Below are 18,609 nucleotides of genomic sequence, written 5' to 3' on the forward strand. Positions count from 1 at the left end.
AAGAAATGCATAGCGAACAAAGGTAAGTGTGAGACAAGAAGCGGCTTTATTCAAATTCCAGATGTAAAAATGAACAAAATAGAGGTGATCAGCGGGCAGCATCTACTGCGCCCGCTGCGATATGTTATGACCGAGTGGCGGCTTTCATGGCGCTGACAAAATTCGCCACCTTAGCCAGCATCTCGATCGGATTAGCCTGATTCTGCCCGATAATCTTAACGATCGCCGAACCAGAAATCGCGCCGATAGCACCGGCCCGCAACGCACTCTTTACTTGGGCAGGGTCGGAGATACCAAAGCCCTGGAGCGGCGGTGCAGCATGGTATTCTCGCAGCTTGTTGATCAGATGATGCCGTGGCAGTTGGGCGCGGCTTTCGGTGCCAGTGACGCCAGCACGCGACAGTAGGTAAGTGTAGCCACGACCATGGGAAGAAATTTCACGCAGCAAATCGTCATCGGCGTTTGGCGGGCAGATAAAGATTGGCGCAATGCCGTGCCGTGCTGCGGCGGCACGGAATGGTGCCGACTCTTCAAACGGCACATCAGCAATCAGCACCGAGTCGATGTCCACATCAGCACAGCGTCGATAAAACACATCAATGCCATTATGGAACACCAGATTGGCGTACATCAGCAGCCCGATCGGAAGGGCTGGATGTTTCTGGCGAATCGCCGTCAGCAGTTCGAAACACTGGGTTGGTGTGACGCCAGCGGCCAACGCACGCAGTGACGCGCCCTGAATCGCTGGGCCATCGGCTAGCGGGTCGGAGAAGGGGATGCCCAGTTCCAGCGCATCTGCGCCGGATTCGATCAGCGTGTCGATGATCTGTAATGATAGCGCCGGGTTAGGATCGCCCAGCGTGACGAACGGCACGAACGCACCTTCCTGATTACTTTCCAGGCGTTTAAATAGTGTCTGATAACGCTCCATCAGATTTCTCCCCGTGCTTTCAGAATGTCGTGAACGGTAAATATATCCTTATCGCCGCGGCCGGACAGGTTGACCACCAGGATCTGCTCTTTCTGCGGTGTTTCATGGATCATTTTCAGCGCCTGAGCCAGTGCGTGAGAAGATTCAAGAGCTGGAATAATGCCTTCACTGCGCGACAGTGCCTTGAACGCGTCCAACGCTTCATCATCGGTGATCGAGACGTACTGCGCACGGCCAATATTGTTTAGATAAGCATGCTGTGGCCCGACAGAAGGAAAATCTAACCCAGCCGAGATTGAGTAAGACTCCTCGATCTGACCATCTGAGGTCTGCATCATCGGTGCTTTCATACCAAAGTAAATGCCGACATGGCCGTGCTTTAGCGGTGCGCCGTGCTGGCCGGTTGCAATCCCTAGCCCAGCGGGTTCCACACCGATCAGAGCCACGCTGGTGTCGTCGATAAAGTCAGCAAACATGCCGATGGCGTTGGAGCCGCCACCGACGCAAGCCAGCACCGCGTCCGGCAGACGGCCTTCGCGCTCCAACATTTGCGCTTTGGTTTCTTCGCCGATCATGCGCTGGAATTCACGCACCATAGTCGGGTAGGGATGCGGCCCCGCAGCGGTTCCCAGCATATAGTGCGCTTTCTCATAGCTACCCGACCAGTCGCGCAGCGCTTCATTGCAGGCATCTTTCAGGGTGGCAGATCCGCTGTGCACCGGGAGCACCTCTGCCCCCATCAAACGCATGCGGAACACATTCGGCGACTGACGTTCAATGTCTTTGGCCCCCATATAGATACGGCACTTCAGGCCGAGTAGTGCGCAGGCCAGAGCCGAAGCCACGCCATGCTGGCCAGCACCGGTTTCTGCGATGATTTCGGTTTTGCCCATCCGCTTGGCCAGCAGCGCCTGACCCAACACCTGGTTGGTTTTGTGCGCACCGCCGTGCAGCAGATCCTCACGTTTCAGGTAAAGTTTGGTTTTACTGCCAGCAGTGAGGCTTTTACACAGCGTCAGCGCTGTTGGCCGTCCAGCGTAGTTCTTTAATAAATCGATGAACTCAGCCTGAAACTCAGGGTCGCGCTGGGCGTTGACGAAGGCTTCTTCCAGCTGTTTCAAGGCTGGCATCAAGATTTGCGGTACGTATTGACCACCAAATTCACCGAAGTAGGGATTGAGCAGCGTCATTATGATTCCTGTTATTATCCGTTAATGATATTCGCATTCAGTAGGCGCGCAGGGTCTGGAACACCGTAGTCAGAAGGGCTGCATCTTTAATTCCAGGCTGGATCTCGACGCCGGAGTTAAAGTCCAGACCGGCTCCGCCGAGTTTGGCGGCCTCGATGCAGTTGTCCACGTCCAAGCCGCCAGCCAGCATGACATTACTGAGATCTTCACCCTGCAATACCGACCAATCGAAACATTGGCCGGTGCCGCCAGCGCCGTTATCCAGCAAGAAGCGATCGACCTGTTGTAGATCGCGCGCCGGTAACCGATCTTTTACGCTCAGCGCCTTCCAGATTTGGCAGCAATCAGGTAGAAGGCGGCGCAGGGCGTTGATATAAGCCTGGTCTTCCGAGCCATGCAGCTGTACCGCTTGCAGGCCAAGGCATTCGGCAGTTTGCGCCACGGTCATCACCTGCTCATCACAGAACACGCCAACATATTTCAGCGGTGCGCCTGAAATCACTTCGCGGGCGCGGTTGATCGCCACATAGCGCGCTGAACGACCAACAAAAATCAACCCGCCATAGATAGCACCGGCCTGGTAGGCGGCGGCGGCATCTTGGGGGCGTGTTAAACCACAAACTTTGTTGTCGCCCAGCATGACTCGGCGCACGGCGGCGCGCAGATCGGTTTCCGCCATCAGTGCACTACCGATCAGGAAACCGTTGGCATAGTGGCTCAGTTCGCGGATCTGGCTGTATTGGTTGATACCGGACTCACTGATCACCGTTACCCCAGGTGGCACACGCGGTGCCAGTTGACGGGTGCGGCCAAGGTCAATGCTTAAGTCGCGCAGGTCGCGGTTATTAATGCCAACCACCTGTGCTCCCAGGGCGATCGCCCGTTGCAGCTCTTTTTCGCTGATCACTTCGGTCAATACCCCCATATTGAGGCGATGAGCCACCGCCGCCAACTGGCGGTACTGCTCGTCACTCAGCACCGATAGCATCAATAGAACGGCATCAGCCTGGTAGAAGCGTGCCAGAGAGATCTGATAAGGGTCGATAATAAAATCTTTGCACAATACTGGCTGCGTCACCGTTTTGCTAACCAATGACAGAAAATCGACGCTACCTTGGAAGTATTTCTCGTCGGTCAGCACCGAAATGGCCGAAGCAAAATCCTTATAGGCTGAGGCGATGTCCACAGGATCGAAGTTTTCGCGGATCAGTCCTTTGGAAGGTGAAGCTTTCTTACATTCCAGAATGAATGCGGGTCTGGTTCCTTGCAGCGCCTGATAGAAGTTGCGCTCGCTCGGCACGATTCCATGTTGGAAGCTGGTCAGCGGCTGTTGTTGCTGTCGTGCCACGACCCATTGGGCCTTGTCACCAACAATCTTGCTGAGTATGGTTTCCTGCATTATTTATCCTCTTGCCGCCAGTGCGGTAACACGCGCGTAAGCCTGTCCGCTGTGAATCACATCCAATGCTCGCTGCGCATTTTGGCGTAGGTCTTCATGCCCGAATAACTTCAACAGTAACGCTACGTTAGCGGCTACTGCTGCGGCATGCGCCAGGTCGCCTTTACCTTGTAATAACCGCGCTACAATGTCACGGTTTTCTTCCGGTGTGCCGCCCAGCAACGCTTCTAGTGGGTGGCTTTTCAGCCCGAAAGATTGCGGTGTCAGTAGGTAGCGGGCAATTTCACCGTCGTTGAGTTCAGCAACTTGGGTGGTGGTGTGGATCGCCACTTCATCCATACCGCCGCCATGCACCACTGCCGCACGTTGATAGCCCAACATACGCAGGGTTTCGGCGATCGGTAGCACCAGCTCTGGGCTGTAGACACCGATCAACGCCAGTGGTGGGCGTGCCGGGTTAATCAATGGCCCCAGCACGTTGAACAATGTGCGAGTCTTTAATTGCTGGCGCACTGGCATCGCATGGCGAAAACCACTGTGGTACTGCGGTGCGAACAGGAAGCAAACACCGAGATCGTCCAGTGCTTTACGCGCCTCTTGCGCAGGCAGATCCAGACGGATGCCGAATGCTGCCAGCAAATCGGAAGAGCCGGAACGGCTGGAAACGCTGCGGTTACCGTGCTTGGCGATTTTCGCGCCGCAGGCCGCCGCGACAAAGGCACTGGCGGTAGAAATATTGATGCTATTAGTGCCATCGCCACCAGTGCCGACAATATCAGCAAACGGATAATTCGGGCGCGGGAATGGCTGAGCGTCAGCCAACAGCGCTCTGGCGGCACCGGCGATCTCATCTGGGTGTTCGCCGCGGATCTTCATGCTGATCAACGCTGCGGCCAACTGGCTTGGCTCCAGCTTGCCACGCACGATGGCGCTGAACAGTTGCTGGCTTTCCTGTTGGTTCATCGACTCGGCGCGGTACAGTTTTTCTAAAATAAGTTGCATCGTTGTTTTCCTTATTACTTCGCCAGCGCCCAAGCCAAGGTCTGCTGAAGCAGGCGTGCGCCCTGAATCGTCAGGATCGATTCCGGGTGAAATTGGAAACCACATACGCGATGTCGATCATTGCGCACCGCCATCACCATTTCGCCAAAACGCGCGTTGACGGTGAGTTCGGCCGGGATATTGCTGCCGACTAGCGAGTGATAACGCGCTACCGACAATGGGTTGGTTATGCCAGCGAACATGCCCTCATTATCGTGGCTAATCGCCGACGCTTTGCCATGTAAGATCTCGTCCGCCTGCCCAATATGGCCACCGTAGGCTTCCACAATAGCCTGGTGGCCGAGGCAGATGCCGATAATTGGTAGTTGGCCGCGCAGGCGTTGCAGCAATTCTGGCATGCAGCCAGCATCGGCAGGCGTGCCTGGCCCTGGCGATAGCATCAGCACGGGGTGTTCCATCTGCTGCAAGCGCTGGATAATCAACTCAGCGGCAATATGATTGCGATAAATCACCACCTGATGGCCGTTGGCGCGCAATTGATCGACCAGGTTGTAAGTAAAGGAATCAATGTTATCGAGCAGTAAGATATCGGCCATTAGAACACCTCTCTGGCGTGATGCGCACTGGCGATGGCGCGTAACACCGCACGGGCCTTGTTACGGGTCTCATCGGCTTCTGCCTGAGGAACAGAAGCCAGTACTACACCGGCCCCCGCTTGCACCGTGGCAATGCCGTCTTCAACGTAGGCGGAGCGAATGACAATACAGGTATCCAGATCGCCGGTGGCGGTGAAATAGCCTACCGCGCCGCCGTAGCTGCCACGGCGTGAACCTTCGGATGCGGCGATCAGTTGCATCGCGCGCACTTTCGGCGCGCCACTCAAGGTGCCCATGTTCATGCAGGCTTGATAAGCATGTAGCGCGTCTAGATCGCTGCGCAGTGTGCCGACAACGCGCGATACCAGATGCATAACGAACGAGTAGCGATCAACCTTGGTCAGGTCTGCCACATAGCGGCTACCCACTTGGCAGATGCGAGCCAGATCATTGCGCGCCAGATCGACCAGCATCAAGTGTTCGGCCAGTTCCTTATCATCGGTGCGCATTTCCAACTCAATGCGGCTATCGAGATCCAAATCTAGCGAGCCGTCGGCCCGGTATCCGCGTGGGCGGGTGCCAGCGATCGGGTAGATCTCAAGCTGACGGGTACTGGCACTGTATTTCAGCGCGCTTTCCGGTGAAGCGCCGAACAGAGTGAATTCATCATCCTGCATAAAAAACATGTACGGGCTGGGATTGTTATCCTTCAGCGTCTTATAAGCCGCCAGCGGTGCCGGGCAGGGCAGAGAGAAACGGCGCGATGGCACCACCTGGAAGATTTCGCCTTGGCGAATTGCTTCCTGCAACCCGCTGACTAGCGCGCAGTATTCTTCATCGGTTTGGCTGCAGCCCAGTCGTATGCTCTCTAGCCTCTGGTGCGGGATCGGCTGCGCCGCGTGCGTCAATTGAGCCTGCAACTGTTCCAGGCGTTGTTGCAAACGTTGTGCTTCTGCATGGTCTGCGGTGAACACGCTGGCTTGTAAGTGGGCGGAAGTGTGCTGGTGATCCATCACCAGCAACGTTTCCACCAGGTAAAAGCAAAAATCCGGGCAGCGTTGATCCTGGCGCAGCTCTGGTAAATCTTCGAAACCGGCAACCAGATCGTAGGCGAACAGACCACCCAACATCACGGCTTCTCGCTCATCTGCCGGGGAGTCGACCAGTGTCAGCAGGGTGCGCAGTGCATCAAATACCGACAACGAACGCAGGCGGGCATCTTCATCCTGCACCGTATCGATCTGCGGGAAGGTCAATGCGCGGCCGTTGGGGCAAACCTGAATATGCACCTCACTTGGCAGTGCTTCATCCAGCAGCGGCAGCAAGGCTGCACCGTTGGCCGTCAGCGTTTGCACGGTCACGGTACGGCCCTGCGCAGTGATACGTAGGGCGCTATCGATTACTAGCAGGCTTTGCAGGTTCTGTTTGCTGGTGATTTCAGCCGATTCTAGCAGCAGGGTGGCCGGACGTGCGCCACACAACTGGTGAAAAACAGTGGTGGGATCGTCCCGGTAGCTGGCTTGCACCTTCAGTAGTTTGAGCTGTGGTTTCTGGTTTATCATTAGGTTGTTCCAATCAAATTCTGCCCATAAAAAAGCCCGCATCAGCGCGAGCTTTGGAAATCTGCATTGTCGGATGACAGCTCTGCGCGATTACCCCGCCCGTAAAAGGGAGGTATGCCACCCACGAAGAAGAGAAGTCATTGGCTTGATCATTTCAGTACTCTCTGGTGATTTTTATTCGACCTTGTACTAGTTAACTAGTTCATGAGGATGAAGTCAACCCTCTTTTGCATAACGTTTAGTCGTTCAACTCATCATCATGGCACAGGCCAGTGGCAGAATAGATTTCCGCCTGGCTAACGATAGCGGGTATGATAGAAAAACAAGCCATTACCGGATACTTTGTTTTGACAGACAGCAACCCTCAGCCCTCTGCTTTTACCCTATATGATCTTCACAGCCACACTACCGCCTCTGATGGCTACCTAACACCGGCACAATTGGTGCAGCGGGCGGTGGAGATGCGCGTCAGCGTATTGGCGATAACCGATCATGACACCACCGCTGGGTTGGCTGCCGCTGCTGCATGTATCGCCGAACTGGCGTTACCGCTGCAATTGGTTAATGGGGTAGAAATCTCGACACTGTGGCAAAACCACGAGATCCATATTGTCGGATTGGGTATCGATACCGCGTCAACGGCCATGGTGCAATTGTTGGCTGAACAGAGCGTGCGGCGCACCCTACGGGCGCAGGAAATCGGCCTACGGCTAGCGAAAGCACGCATTCAAGATGGTTATGCCGGCGCACAACGGCTGGCTGCTGGTGGGGCGGTAACCAGGGGACATTTTGCTCGTTATTTGGTGCAAATCGGCGTGGCTGACAATATGGCGCAGGTATTCAAGAAATACCTCGCTAAGGGCAAAACCGGCTATGTTGCGCCACAGTGGTGTAGCATAGAACAAGCCATTGATGTGATTCATCAATCCGGCGGGCAGGCAGTGATGGCGCACCCAGGCCGCTATGATCTGACGGCGAAGTGGCTAAAACGCTTGTTGGCGCATTTCACCGAGCACGGTGGTGATGCGATGGAAGTCGCGCAATGTCAGCAAGCACCGTATGAGCGTTCGCAACTGGCGAAATATGCCCAGGAATATCGATTATTGGCATCGCAAGGCTCTGATTTTCATCAGCCCTGTGCGTGGGTTGAGCTGGGCCGTAAGTTATGGCTGCCAGGTGGTGTCGAACCAGTATGGCGCGACTGGTCAAACAGTATGATTTAACGCGGCCAATGCCCCAAATGCATTATTTTAGGAGCAAGTCATGAGTCAGCTTTTTTATATTCACCCGGATAACCCTCAACCGCGTCTGATCAATCAGACGGTGGATGTGCTGCGCAAAGGTGGCGTAATCGTTTATCCGACCGATTCCGGCTACGCACTGGGCTGCATGCTGGAAGATAAGACGGCGATGGCACGCATCTGCCACATTCGTCAGTTGGGCAGCAACCACAACTTTACCCTGATGTGCCGTGACTTATCCGAGCTGTCGTCCTATGCCTATGTCGACAACATCGCGTATCGCCTGATCAAAAACAATACGCCGGGCAACTACACCTTCATTCTTAAAGCGACCAAAGAAGTACCGCGCCGCCTGATGAACGATAAGCGCAAAACCATTGGTCTGCGCGTGCCCTCCAATCCGATTGCGTTGGCACTGCTGGCAGCGCTGAATGAACCCATGATGTCTACCACGCTGATGCTGCCAGGCAACGATTTTGCTGAGTCCGATCCGCAAGAGATCAGCGATCATCTGGGTAAACAGGTGGATCTAGTGATTCACGGCGGCTTCCTAGGCCAACAGCCAACCACAGTGGTTGACCTGACTGAATCGACGCCTGAAGTGGTGCGAGAAGGGGCCGGCGATCCTACGCTTTTTCGCTGAGATAAAAGTTTGTTGCGTTACTCAGCATGGTCGGTGATTAAATTAAATGACACCTGAATATTTTTTTCATTCGGCTAAGAGCCTAATGGGGTAGGTTGTTATAAACCCTAAATAATTCGAGTTGCAGGAAGGCGGCAACGCAGTGACAAATCGGTTGGGAACCGATTTGAACCGCGCTTGAGCTGGGCTGCAGGCTGTGAACCCCAGGGATGAGGATGATTAATCCTCAGGCGCTGAGACCGGTAAGTGATAGGGGCCAGCGAGGAGAGCAAACGCACAAGTAACTTGAAGTATGAGAGGTATAGAGATAAATGGTCGTGGGTTAAGTGCCTTTGAGTGACTTGAGCCAGTTTTAGGCCGCCAGTGTTGCGTGAAAAACGTACAAAATTTTTAGAATCATTGATCCTGAAGTTAGTGTAGAATATCTGGCCAATTTGAATTATGTGTGCGGTTTGTTTTCAAAAAATATTTTATAAATTATATGGTTGTGGCAATGAGAGCCGTAACCAGTGGAAAAATCATATACGCTGATGCCTGTGAAGGCGACACTAGAGGTTGCTCAATGAGCGAGAAGTTACAGAAAGTTTTAGCGCGCGCGGGTCACGGTTCACGTCGTGAAATTGAAGCCATGATTGACGCTGGCCGCGTCAGTGTCGATGGCAAGATAGCCAAATTGGGTGATCGCGTTGAGGTAAACCCTGCGATGAAAATTCGTATGGATGGTCATGTTGTCTCGGTCAAGGAATCTGAAGAGGCGGTTTGCCGTGTATTGGCCTATTACAAGCCGGAAGGCGAGCTTTGCACCCACAGCGATCCCGAAGGCCGTCCAACGGTGTTCGACCGCCTGCCTAAGCTGCGTGGTTCCCGCTGGGTGGCAGTAGGGCGTCTGGATGTCAACACCTCCGGCCTGTTGTTGTTCACCACCGATGGGGAGTTGGCTAACCGCCTGATGCATCCAAGCCGAGAAGTTGAACGCGAATACGCGGTGCGCGTGTTTGGTCAGACCGACGATGACAGCGTGAAGCAGTTGAAGAAGGGCGTACAGTTGGAAGATGGTCCAGCGGCCTTCCGCACCATCGACTTCCAAGGGGGTGAAGGCTTGAACCAGTGGTATAACGTCACCCTTACCGAAGGCCGCAACCGTGAGGTACGCCGTCTGTGGGAAGCGGTTGGCGTGCAGGTCAGCCGACTGATCCGTGTACGCTACGGCGATATCGCATTGCCCAAAGGGCTACCGCGTGGCGGTTGGGCTGAGCTGGATCTGAACGCGATCAACTATCTACGCGCGCTGGTTGGCCTGAAACCGGAAACGGTCAGCAAGATGCCGGTGGAGCGTGAACGCCGCCGCATGAAGGCCAATCAGATCCGCCGTGCTGTCAAACGTCATATCCAGGTGACCGGTAGCAGTGGTCGCCGCAATGCGCCAGGTAGCAAATCTGGCAGACCAAGCAAGCGCCGTTAAGTTTTAAGCAACGGCATCACCGGCACGGCATCTGCCAGTTCCTGGTAACCTTTACTGGTGGTGTTCTTCAGCCAGGTCATCGTACCTTTATTATACGATGGCACCCGGTTTGCGATGCGGTTGGGCATCAAAAGTCATACCGGTTTTGAAACGGCTGTCATCCCCCATCAGATAGAGGTACAGCGGCATGATATCGGCGGGTGTTTTCAGCTTGTTGCTGTCCTCGTGTGGGAAGGCGGCAGCACGCATTTTGCTGCGAGTTCCTCCTGGATTGATGCAGTTTACCCGAAGATTACGGTTCCTGTACTCGTCGGCCAGTACCTGCATGATACCCTCAGTGGCGAATTTGGACACCGCATAAGCCCCCCAGTTGGCGCGCCCGGTACGGCCCACGCTGGAACTGGTGAACACCAGCGATCCGGCGTGTGATCTCAGCAGCAGTGGTAGTAGCGCCTGCGTCAGCATCACGGTAGCGTTGACGTTGACGTGCATCACTTCCTGCCACATGGTCATCGACAGCTCAATCATCGGCGCGATATCTCCCAACACCCCGGCATTGTGTAACACGCCATCAAGCCGGGGGATCTGCGCTGTCAGATCGTCTGCAACCTGTTGGCATTGTGCTGGCGTAGTATGTAGCAAATCCAGGGTCACGATATGAGCTGGTAGGCCGCCCATTGCGGCAATCTTCGCCTGAACCGCCTGTAATTTGCTCTCGGTTCGTCCCAATAGCACCAACTGAGCACCGAAGCGAGCATAGGTCAGTGCCGCTTCACGGCCGATGCCGGCGCTAGCTCCGGTGACCAAAATAATGCGTTGTTTGAGCAGGTGCTTTGGTGGGGTGTAATGCACAATCGTTCCTCGCGCCTTGCTGGCTATTCCACTTGCATGGGGAAATGGGTGAATTGCGAAGCCACATCAGGTTGTTAAATAATGTGTCTTATGTCTAGCATTTTCAATGAGTACGGCATTCTTTTATCACAAAGTTGCATAGTGATGATTGGGTTAAGCCTTAAATTAGTCCAGGAAAACATCCGCCCCCCTGAATAAGAAATTTTTATTTAGCCGCGACAGCAGACGCCGCGATTGGCTAAAATGATCTCGATCATACCAAAAACCTGTAAATAAAGGCGGAATCTGTGGAGTTTATATCTGTTTACGGCCTCTTCTTGGCTAAGGTGTCGACGGTGGTCATCGCCATTGGCGTGCTAGCGTTGTTAGCAGCCAGCCTAGGGCAACGTAAGAACCGACAGAAAGGGGAACTGCAACTGACCGATCTGGGGGAGCAATATCGTGAAATGCAGCGCGCCATGCGGCTGGCGCGCATGAGTGAGGCCGAACAAAAAATTTGGAGCAAACAATTCAAGAAGCAGGCCAAAGCCGACGACAAGCTGAAAAAGCAAAACGCTAGATCCGGTACTATCGAGGTGACCCAACCTTGCCTGTACGTGCTGGATTTTAAAGGTAGCATGGATGCTCATGAAGTCACTTCGCTGCGTGAGGAGATCTCGGCGGTGCTGGCGGTAGCCTCCACGCAAGATGAAGTTCTGCTACGGCTGGAAAGCCCTGGCGGTGTGGTGCACGGCTATGGTCTGGCGGCTTCGCAGTTGGAACGCTTGCGTAAGGGCGGGATCCGCCTGACGGTAGCGGTCGATAAGGTGGCGGCCAGTGGGGGTTATATGATGGCCTGTGTGGCCGATCGCATCGTAGCGGCCCCCTTTGCCGTTATCGGTTCAATCGGAGTGGTAGCGCAAATCCCAAATTTCCACCGCCTGTTGAAAAAGAACGATATCGACGTTGAGCTGTATACCGCTGGGCAATTCAAACGCACGCTGACGCTGTTTGGTGAGAATACCGAACAGGGCCGCGAGAAGTTCAGATCGGATCTGAACAAAACTCACGAACTGTTCAAACAGTTCGTGCACCAGCAGCGACCTTCGTTGGATATCGGCAGCGTTTCCACTGGTGAACACTGGTTTGGCACCCAGGCAAAAGAGAAAGGACTGATCGATGCGATCGGCACCAGCGACGATCTCCTGATTGCCGAGGTCGATAGCTACAAAGTGATCTCCGTACGCTATACGCGTCGCAAACGCCTGGTGGATCGCTTCACCGCTAGTGTCGCCGAGAGTGTAGATCGTCTACTACTGCGCTGGTGGCAACGCGGGGATAAACAACTGTTTTGAATGTGATGATTAAATTCACCCTGGGGGCTTGCCCCTTTTTTATTTCTGAGAAAAGCCGCAGGGCTGATGTTTAAACATATTAAGATCCTATTCCAGCAGGCGTATGGCGTATATTGTTGCAGCCAGTTTGGACACGGACAGCGAGCAACACCCGTAGCGTACATGGAGACGTGAGGATGGTGGGTATTGCCCAGGGCCAAGATGGCAAATGGTAGCCTGGTGGGATAGGTTCTAAATACGGCGGTGGTTTTGTCTTAGGCAACCGAGCCTGCTTTAAAAGAATCTGCCGCAAGAAATTAATGCGCTTTTTTTGCTCAATGCCTTGAGCGGCCATGCCATACAGATAATCTTCATGCTGACAAATGCTGTGGGGCTTCACAATCGAGCGGTATTAGTGCACATTTATTTATTACACTCTAAACATAAATTTTATCAATTCATTTTTATGCTCATACCCGCTCGCATTTATTGGTAAACCTACTAGGGTTCATGTCGTCCGGATGTCCAACGGTAGCAACCGATTGGCGAAATCTGTCATTACGTGCTAATTAGGTTGCGTGGCGCTTTTTATCAGGTACAGTGTGTGATTTTGCGGTATTGCGTGGAATTTTTTATTTACATGATGATTGAATTTCGTACAGCCATACGGCCAAAAAAATATGTTGATCTCTTTCTTGATTGCCGCAATATGAAAAAGAGACACGATTGCTGTGGTATGGCGAGATAAAAGGCTTCCTTCTAGCTAGAAGTTATAAATTTAGGTAAAGGTAAATATGGGTAAAGCTCTTGTAATAGTTGAGTCCCCGGCAAAAGCCAAAACTATTAATAAATATTTAGGGAATGGCTATGTGGTGAAGTCCAGCGTTGGTCATATCCGTGATTTGCCGACCAGTGGCTCAGCAAGCAAAAAAAGTACTGATTCAGCCGTAGATCAAGCCAAAAAGAAAGTTAAGAAAGATGAGAAGACGGCGCTGGTTAATCGTATGGGGGTCGATCCTTACCACGGCTGGAAAGCGCATTATGAAATCCTGCCGGGTAAAGAAAAAGTGGTTGCCGAGTTAAAATCGTTAGCGGAAAAAGCCGAACATATTTATCTCGCCACCGACCTTGATCGTGAAGGGGAAGCCATTGCCTGGCACCTGCGGGAAGTGATCGGTGGGGACGACAAGCGTTTTAGCCGTGTGGTGTTTAACGAAATCACCAAAAACGCGATCCAGCAGGCATTCAAACAGCCGGGCGAATTGAATATTGACCGCGTCAATGCACAGCAGGCGCGCCGTTTTATGGATCGCGTAGTGGGCTACATGGTTTCTCCACTGCTGTGGAAGAAAATCGCCCGAGGCTTGTCTGCCGGGCGGGTTCAGTCGGTAGCCGTGCGATTAGTGGTTGAACGTGAGCGCGACATCAAGGCGTTCGTACCCGAAGAATACTGGGAACTGCACGCTGATCTGTTGGCGGAGGGTCACACTGCGCTACAGATGTCAGTGACACATGCCCACGATAAACCCTTCAAGCCAGTCAATCACCAGGAAACCCACGCTGCCATCAAGCTGCTGGAAAAGGCACGATATACCGTATTGGATCGTGAAGACAAACCGACCAGCAGCAAGCCGGGCGCACCGTTCATTACTTCCACCTTACAACAGGCCGCCAGCACTCGCCTGGGTTTTGGTGTGAAGAAAACCATGATGATGGCTCAGCGGTTGTATGAAGCCGGGTACATTACCTATATGCGAACTGATTCCACCAACCTGAGCCAAGATGCACTCACCATGGTGCGTGGCTACATCGGTGACAATTTTGGTACCAAGTATCTGCCAAAAGAGCCGAATCAGTACAGCAGCAAGGAAAATTCACAGGAAGCACACGAGGCCATCCGTCCTTCGGACGTTAACGCGATTACCGAGCAGTTGAAAGATATGGAAGCAGACGCGCAGAAGCTGTATCAGTTGATCTGGCGTCAGTTTGTCGCCTGTCAGATGACGCCGGCGCAGTATGATTCCACCACGTTGTCGGTTAAGGCGGGTGATTACCAGCTACGCGCTAAGGGTCGCACGCTGCGCTTCGATGGTTGGACCAAGGTCATGCCTGTGCTGCGCAAGGGCGATGAAGACCGTACACTGCCGTTTATTGACGTTGGCAGCGAGTTGGATCTGCAAAAATTGATCCCAAGCCAACACTTTACCAAACCGCCAGCGCGTTACAGCGAAGCCTCATTGGTCAAAGAACTGGAAAAACGTGGCATTGGTCGTCCGTCGACCTACGCGTCGATCATTTCGACCATTCAGGATCGTGGCTATGTGCGGGTGGAAAGCCGCCGTTTCTACGCGGAGAAAATGGGCGAGATCGTGACTGACCGGTTGGCAGAGAACTTCTGTGGGTTGATGAATTACGATTTTACCGCCCGCATGGAAGACGGGTTGGATCAGGTTGCCAATAATCACGCCGAGTGGAAAGTGATACTGGATAAATTTTTCGCCGATTTCAGCGAACAGTTGGAAACAGCAGAGAAAGTACCAGAGGAGGGTGGCATGCGCCCGAACCAAATGGTGATGACCAACATTGACTGCCCAACCTGTGGCCGCAAAATGGGTATCCGAACCGCCAGTACCGGCGTGTTCCTCGGTTGCTCCGGTTATACGCTGCCACCGAAGGAACGCTGCAAAACCACCATAAACTTACTGCCGGAAGCAGAAGTACTCAATATTCTCGAAGGGGATGAAGCGGAAACCAACGCGCTGCGTGCCCGTGGCCGTTGTCAGAAATGTGGTACAGCGATGGACAGCTACCTGATCGACAATCAACGTAAGCTGCATGTTTGTGGCAACAACCCGGCGTGTGATGGTCATGAGATCGAAGAGGGAGAGTTCCGCCTTAAAGGTTATGATGGCCCGGTGGTTGAGTGCGACAAGTGTGGTTCTGAAATGCACCTAAAAATGGGACGTTTTGGTAAGTACATGGGTTGTACTAATGATCACTGCAAAAATACCCGTAAGATCCTGCGTAACGGCGACGTTGCACCACCGAAGGAGGATCCCGTTCCATTGCCGGAACTACCGTGCGAGAAATCTGACGCTTACTTCGTCCTGCGCGATGGGGCAGCTGGCATATTCCTGGCGGCTAACACCTTCCCTAAATCGCGTGAAACCCGCGCGCCGCTGGTGGAAGAACTGGTTCGCTTTAAGGATCGCCTAGCGGAGAAACTCCGTTATCTGACGGATGCGCCAGTGGCCGATAGTGCGGGTAATAAAACGCTAGTGCGTTTTAGCCGCAAGACTAAACAGCAATATGTCATTTCTGAGAAAGACGGCAAGGCGACCGGCTGGTCTGCCTTCTATGTGGACGGCAAATGGGTGGAAGGCAAAAAGTAAATTTTTAGCTTGGATCCCCCCAACAAAAAAACTAGCCCATGTGGCTAATGCCGATCGTTTAATAATCAACCAAACGATCCGCTGGCTGGTATAAAAAGGATGCAGTTCGCTGATGGATCTTTGCTTATGATGCGTCTGACGGTCGCTGTCTTATGATTATGGTGGTCAAGCGACTTGGCGGTAAAACTCCTCTACACATCTAGTAAGGGTGTTTATCGTGAGGGCAGACTTGGAAAGCCGAAGGCAAAGAGATGGCGCAGTGGGGTAAGGTGGCTATCATCGTCAAAGCCTGATACTTGCACGGAACCTGAGTTATCCGAATAGAGCGGCTGGGTCGCATTGCATGACAGGCGGTGCAGAAGGCGCAAGCCTAGGTACAAAGCGGATGGCGTTGGGTAGTAGACCTTGATCTGGAAAAGTTCTTTGACCGGGTTAACCATAACATCTGGATATCATGGTTAACCTACAAAATCAATGCTCTCAGACGACTCAAACTGATAAGGTGCTATCTGGTTAACCGGAAGTTAAAGGCGTACTGGAGGTACTGGGTCAGTGGATACATGGAAGGCTGCAATGGCGGCAATGAAAAAGGTCATATACCTGGGTAAAAGCGCTGATGAGAAAGGGGCTTCCTGGAAAATGGGGTGATACCTCTAATTGTTTGAATATGTTCTACAATGCGGTTTTTGAGGTATCTCATGGTCAGCGTTAATATTCATTGTCCCCCGTTGTGATCCTGCTCTGGTTAACCGTCATGCTTAGAACCCTAAAGGCCAGGAACGCTTCTGCTGTCGTGAGTGCCGGTGTGTATTCCAGCTACCCTACACTTATCAGGTCAGGAAGCCAGGTGTTACAGAGCCAATCGTTGATATGGCCTTCAACGGCGCTGGGGTTCACGATACAGCAACAACACTTCTCTCTGCTTCTCACGTTCCATTGAGATGTATGAAAAAGTTATCGGTTCCTTCATTAAGAAACACATGTGCTACTAATTGGATGCATCACCAATGAATCTATCCTTGCCTGTTTTTCGCCACTATTGCCCAAATCTTTATGTTGCTGGAAAAGCAACATAATTATTCTCATAATGTGATAAATCTCTACACTTGAAGCTTCGATGCGATATAGTGGTTATATAAAATACTTTTTATTAATTAAATATTATTAATAATGGCGATATCTTCAGCATCTGGCAGTAGGAACACACCGTCTCTAAGGCTTCTAACTCTTCATCATACTTGAGATACCGTTACATTTGGCTGCGGAAAGCCGCAGTCTTTAATCTAGAGTGGTATAAGATATGAAATTGCAACAGCTTCGTTACATTGTGGAGGTGGTTAACCACAACCTGAATGTTTCCTCGACGGCAGAAGGGCTTTACACCTCGCAACCGGGCATCAGCAAGCAGGTGCGCATGCTGGAAGATGAGTTAGGTATCCAGATTTTCGCCCGCAGTGGCAAACACCTGACCCAAGTTACCCCGGCTGGCCAGGAAATTATCCGCATTGCGCGTGAAGTGTTGTCCAAAGTGGATGCCATTAAGGCCGTCGCTGGCGAGCATACCTACCCGGATAGAGGTCACCTTTACATTGCCACTACCCATACCCAGGCGCGATACGCCTTGCCAAACGTTATCAAGGGCTTTATCGAACGCTATCCACGGGTGTCGTTGCATATGCACCAAGGCTCGCCAGCGCAGATAGCCGAAGCGGTTTCCAAAGGCACTGCTGATTTCGCCATCGCGACGGAAGCGTTGCACCTGTATGACGATTTAATCATGTTGCCATGCTACCACTGGAATCGCACGGTAGTGGTGAAGCCCGATCATCCTCTGGCTGACAAAAGCCACATCACCATTGAAGAGTTGGCTGCTTACCCAATCGTCACCTACACGTTTGGCTTTACTGGCCGCTCAGAGTTGGACACTGCGTTCAATCGCGCCGGCTTGACGCCGCGTATCGTATTTACTGCTACTGACGCCGACGTGATTAAAACCTACGTACGCCTGGGGCTGGGAGTTGGTGTGATCGCCAGTATGGCGGTGGATCCGCTGCAAGACTCGGATCTGATGACTGTGGATGCGCGTGGTGTTTTTACTTACAGCACCACTAAAATCGGTTTTCGCCGTAGCACTTTCCTGCGTAGCTACATGTACGACTTTATCCAGCGTTTCGCTCCACACCTGACACGTGACGTGGTCGATAATGCCATAGCATTGCGCTCTAACGAAGATATCGAAGCCATGTTCAAGAGCGTTAAACTGCCGGAGAAATAGACTAGCTGGCTGCTATTGACGTATTGCCTCTGTAAACCGCTAATCATTAACAAAGGCACCTTGATTTTTCTGTCACAGCGGTTTTATTTTTGAATCCAGTAGATGCCCCATTTTGGTGGCCTTAGTGGCCAGATAATGCGCATTCTTTGGGTTTTTGCCTACGATCAGGGGTACGCGGGCGGTGATGTTGATACCAGCTTCGCTCAGGATGTTAACCTTTTGCGGGTTGTTGGTCAGTAAACGCACCGCATTCACTCCTAGCAGTTTGAACATATCAGCGCACAGGGTGAAGTCACGTTCGTCGGCGGCGAAGCCGAGCTGATAGTTGGCCTCCACAGTATCAGCCCCTTGATCCTGCAAAGCGTAGGCACGGATCTTGTTCAACAGGCCGATATTGCGGCCTTCTTGACGATGGTAAAGCAGAATGCCACGTCCTTCTTCGGCGATATACGCCAGCGCAGCTTCCAGTTGGAAACCGCAGTCGCAGCGCAGGCTGAATAATGCATCACCGGTTAGACACTCAGAATGTATGCGTGCCAGCACCGGCATCTCGCCAGAGATATCCCCAAAAACTAACGCCAGATGGTCATGCCCGGTAGCCAACTCTTCGAATCCTACCATAAGGAAGTCACCCCAAGGTGTCGGCAATTTAGCTTCTGCCACCCGTTTAAGCTGCATGTTATTTTCCACAAATACATCCTATTCAATCGTTGTTACGCATCCTACGTCCGGTTCAGTGAACTGACCAGTA

The 18,609-nt window shown here is 52.7% G+C and carries 13 protein-coding genes, 2 pseudogenes and 1 other annotated feature; of the genes and pseudogenes, 8 read left to right on the top strand and 7 right to left on the bottom strand.

Features of this window, described 5'->3' with window-relative positions:
* Window positions 1-124: 124 nt before the first annotated feature.
* From trpA to SYMBAF_RS05555, 5 genes and pseudogenes are all read right to left on the bottom strand, one after another.
* Window positions 125-931: a tryptophan synthase subunit alpha gene (gene trpA / locus SYMBAF_RS05530; protein WP_040266092.1), complete on the bottom strand. Its 807-nt coding sequence runs from the start codon at window positions 929-931 to the stop codon at window positions 125-127.
* On the bottom strand, window positions 931-2,121 hold the full coding sequence (trpB, locus tag SYMBAF_RS05535; protein ID WP_040266090.1) for a tryptophan synthase subunit beta: 1,191 nt from the start codon (window positions 2,119-2,121) through the stop codon (window positions 931-933). Before trpB ends, trpA begins: the two co-directional genes overlap by 1 nt.
* A gap of 37 nt (window positions 2,122-2,158) precedes the next feature.
* Complete coding sequence (gene trpCF / locus SYMBAF_RS05540; protein WP_040266088.1) at window positions 2,159-3,520, bottom strand: bifunctional indole-3-glycerol-phosphate synthase TrpC/phosphoribosylanthranilate isomerase TrpF; 1,362 nt, start codon at window positions 3,518-3,520, stop codon at window positions 2,159-2,161.
* 3 nt (window positions 3,521-3,523) lie between these two features.
* Window positions 3,524-5,118, bottom strand: a pseudogene (gene trpD / locus SYMBAF_RS18680) (bifunctional anthranilate synthase glutamate amidotransferase component TrpG/anthranilate phosphoribosyltransferase TrpD).
* Window positions 5,118-6,680: an anthranilate synthase component 1 gene (locus SYMBAF_RS05555; RefSeq protein WP_040266083.1), complete on the bottom strand. Its 1,563-nt coding sequence runs from the start codon at window positions 6,678-6,680 to the stop codon at window positions 5,118-5,120. Before SYMBAF_RS05555 ends, trpD begins: the two are co-directional and overlap by 1 nt.
* Before the next feature lie 26 nt (window positions 6,681-6,706).
* Window positions 6,707-6,809 (bottom strand) — a sequence feature (Trp leader region).
* A 218-nt stretch (window positions 6,810-7,027) separates the two neighbouring features.
* Between SYMBAF_RS05555 and rnm the strand changes: the two genes are divergently transcribed.
* The 3 genes from rnm to rluB all read left to right on the top strand — a co-directional run bounded on the left by rnm (window position 7,028) and on the right by rluB (window position 10,026).
* Window positions 7,028-7,903: an RNase RNM gene (gene rnm, locus SYMBAF_RS05560; protein ID WP_040266296.1), complete on the top strand. Its 876-nt coding sequence runs from the start codon at window positions 7,028-7,030 to the stop codon at window positions 7,901-7,903.
* A gap of 40 nt (window positions 7,904-7,943) precedes the next feature.
* A complete protein-coding gene (locus SYMBAF_RS05565; RefSeq protein ID WP_040266081.1) occupies window positions 7,944-8,564 on the top strand; it encodes an L-threonylcarbamoyladenylate synthase in 621 nt (206 codons plus the stop codon).
* A gap of 562 nt (window positions 8,565-9,126) precedes the next feature.
* Window positions 9,127-10,026 carry a 23S rRNA pseudouridine(2605) synthase RluB gene (gene rluB, locus SYMBAF_RS05570; RefSeq protein ID WP_040266080.1) on the top strand — a complete coding sequence of 300 codons (900 nt, stop codon included), beginning with the start codon at window positions 9,127-9,129 and terminating at the stop codon, window positions 10,024-10,026.
* Window positions 10,027-10,116: 90 nt separating this feature from the next.
* On the opposite strand, the gene SYMBAF_RS05575 is transcribed toward rluB, so the two are convergent.
* Complete coding sequence (locus tag SYMBAF_RS05575; RefSeq protein ID WP_040266079.1) at window positions 10,117-10,878, bottom strand: YciK family oxidoreductase; 762 nt, start codon at window positions 10,876-10,878, stop codon at window positions 10,117-10,119.
* 287 nt (window positions 10,879-11,165) lie between these two features.
* Between SYMBAF_RS05575 and sohB the strand changes: the two genes are divergently transcribed.
* The 5 genes and pseudogenes from sohB to cysB all read left to right on the top strand — a co-directional run bounded on the left by sohB (window position 11,166) and on the right by cysB (window position 17,858).
* Entirely contained in the window at window positions 11,166-12,212 is a 1,047-nt protein-coding gene (gene sohB / locus SYMBAF_RS05580) for a protease SohB (protein WP_040266078.1), read from the top strand.
* Between the two features lie 773 nt (window positions 12,213-12,985).
* Window positions 12,986-15,583, top strand: a complete 2,598-nt coding sequence (gene topA / locus SYMBAF_RS05585; RefSeq protein ID WP_040266076.1) for a type I DNA topoisomerase — start codon at window positions 12,986-12,988, stop codon at window positions 15,581-15,583.
* 698 nt (window positions 15,584-16,281) lie between these two features.
* Window positions 16,282-16,543, top strand: a pseudogene (locus SYMBAF_RS17565) (IS1-like element transposase); the annotation flags it as partial.
* Window positions 16,525-16,575: a hypothetical protein gene (locus tag SYMBAF_RS18350; RefSeq protein ID WP_082027018.1), complete on the top strand. Its 51-nt coding sequence runs from the start codon at window positions 16,525-16,527 to the stop codon at window positions 16,573-16,575. The pseudogene SYMBAF_RS17565 and the gene SYMBAF_RS18350, both read left to right, overlap by 19 nt.
* 308 nt (window positions 16,576-16,883) lie before the next feature.
* Window positions 16,884-17,858 (top strand): HTH-type transcriptional regulator CysB, encoded by a 975-nt coding sequence (gene cysB, locus SYMBAF_RS05600; protein WP_040266074.1) that lies wholly within the window; start codon window positions 16,884-16,886, stop codon window positions 17,856-17,858.
* Between the two features lie 72 nt (window positions 17,859-17,930).
* On the opposite strand, the gene ribA is transcribed toward cysB, so the two are convergent.
* Complete coding sequence (gene ribA / locus SYMBAF_RS05605) at window positions 17,931-18,536, bottom strand: GTP cyclohydrolase II (protein WP_040266072.1); 606 nt, start codon at window positions 18,534-18,536, stop codon at window positions 17,931-17,933.
* Window positions 18,537-18,609 lie beyond the last annotated feature (73 nt).

It is taken from the genome of Serratia symbiotica (genome assembly GCF_000821185.2).
In the GTDB taxonomy this organism is placed as follows: domain Bacteria; phylum Pseudomonadota; class Gammaproteobacteria; order Enterobacterales; family Enterobacteriaceae; genus Serratia; species Serratia symbiotica.

What these genes read in the sequence shown, in the direction of transcription:
- trpA (WP_040266092.1), bottom strand. Translation starts at nt 931, where the DNA reads ATGGAGCGTTATCAGACACTATTTAAACGCCTGGAAAGTAATCAGGAA.
- trpB (WP_040266090.1), bottom strand. Translation starts at nt 2,121, where the DNA reads ATGACGCTGCTCAATCCCTACTTCGGTGAATTTGGTGGTCAATACGTA.
- trpCF (WP_040266088.1), bottom strand. Translation starts at nt 3,520, where the DNA reads ATGCAGGAAACCATACTCAGCAAGATTGTTGGTGACAAGGCCCAATGG.
- SYMBAF_RS05555 (WP_040266083.1), bottom strand. Translation starts at nt 6,680, where the DNA reads ATGATAAACCAGAAACCACAGCTCAAACTACTGAAGGTGCAAGCCAGC.
- SYMBAF_RS05565 (WP_040266081.1), top strand. Translation starts at nt 7,944, where the DNA reads ATGAGTCAGCTTTTTTATATTCACCCGGATAACCCTCAACCGCGTCTG.
- rluB (WP_040266080.1), top strand. Translation starts at nt 9,127, where the DNA reads ATGAGCGAGAAGTTACAGAAAGTTTTAGCGCGCGCGGGTCACGGTTCA.
- topA (WP_040266076.1), top strand. Translation starts at nt 12,986, where the DNA reads ATGGGTAAAGCTCTTGTAATAGTTGAGTCCCCGGCAAAAGCCAAAACT.
- cysB (WP_040266074.1), top strand. Translation starts at nt 16,884, where the DNA reads ATGAAATTGCAACAGCTTCGTTACATTGTGGAGGTGGTTAACCACAAC.
- ribA (WP_040266072.1), bottom strand. Translation starts at nt 18,536, where the DNA reads ATGCAGCTTAAACGGGTGGCAGAAGCTAAATTGCCGACACCTTGGGGT.